This window comes from Desulfosporosinus nitroreducens (assembly GCF_023897015.1).
GTDB classification, from domain to species: Bacteria; Bacillota; Desulfitobacteriia; order Desulfitobacteriales; family Desulfitobacteriaceae; genus Desulfosporosinus; species Desulfosporosinus nitroreducens.
In genome coordinates, this window is sequence record NZ_JAMHFY010000089.1 from 1 (window position 1) to 1357 (window position 1357).

General features: G+C 40.8%; 1 protein-coding gene. It reads left to right on the top strand.

Annotated elements, in window-relative coordinates; translation table 11 throughout:
• Positions 1-172 precede the first annotated feature (172 nt).
• Entirely contained in the window at positions 173-1270 is a 1098-nt protein-coding gene (locus M8E35_RS26285; protein ID WP_252473923.1) for an MBL fold metallo-hydrolase, read from the top strand.
• Positions 1271-1357: the final 87 nt, after the last annotated feature.

The window sequence follows — 1357 nt, forward strand, 5'->3', positions numbered from 1 at the left end:
GTTAAAAGCTCTTTCTCATCCCCGGGCATCCTACAAATTACGAATTAATGGGCCAATATCTTGTGAAAAATGGAATTTGAGCGATCAGTTATAGCTAGGCAATAACATTTCAGTAGTAATGAAGAAATAGTAGATGGCAGTCTAATCCAGGAAAGAAATGAGGTGATGAATCATGATCCTGAGGGTTATGCTTAGTTTGGTTATCGGGATTCTCCTGGCTGGTTTTCTATTCCTGAAATATCATCCAGTCTTTGGTGGAAAAGCATCTAAGGAGAAAGCTAACGCCTTAAGTCAATCTGAAAATTTTGCCAGGAAAAAGTTTATCAATCAGATCCCGACGGTAATGGATACTCGAATAACGACAATGGTTGGCATATTGAGAGATTTTATGAAAGGTAATCCAAACGGTAAGCCAAAGAGGGCAATTCCTGTGGAGCCTTTAAATTCAGTCATCATGCCAGATAAATATACAAAAGTTACATGGTTTGGTCACTCGACTTTATTATTGGAGATGGACGGGAAACGATTATTATTAGACCCAATGTTTTCTCAGACTCCTTCTCCGTTTTCTTCGATCGGGGGTAAACGCTATAGCAAGATATTACCCATCGAACTCGAGGAGCTACCTACCATCGATGTTGTCATTCTGTCTCACGATCACTATGACCATTTGGATTATCAGTCAATAAAGAAACTGAAAGACAAAGTCAGTCAGTTCTATGTTCCCCTTGGCGTTGGAAATCATTTGGCAAGATGGGGTGTCGAAGCAGAGAAAATTAAAGAGTTCGACTGGTGGAATGAATATAAACTTGATGGTTTAACATTGGTTTGTACTCCGGCTAGGCACTTTTCAGGTAGGAGTGTGTCCGATCGAGACACCACACTGTGGAGTTCTTGGGTGATCGTAGGGCAAGAATCACGGGTCTATTTCAGTGGAGATACTGGTTATGGTCCTCATTTTGCAAAGATAGGAGAAAAGTACGGACCTTTTGATTTAACTCTCATCGAATGCGGTCAATATGATGAACGATGGTCTGCTATTCATATGATGCCAGAGGAAACAGTTCAGGCTCATTTTGATGTGAAGGGAAAAATTCTGATCCCCATACATTGGTCAGCCTTTACGTTAGCCTTTCATGATTGGACAGATCCCATTGAACGGGTAACAAAGGCAGCGAGAAAACGCAACTTAGGCATTTCAACACCCAAAATTGGGGAAACAGTATTGATAGGCTCGGTGGAGTACCCTAACTCTATTTGGTGGGGATAATTATACAAGTCTGTTATTCCTGCATATCCTGGCGGAGATATTACTATGCAAAATGAACTCTGGAATGAAACTAAAATACTTTAGCGG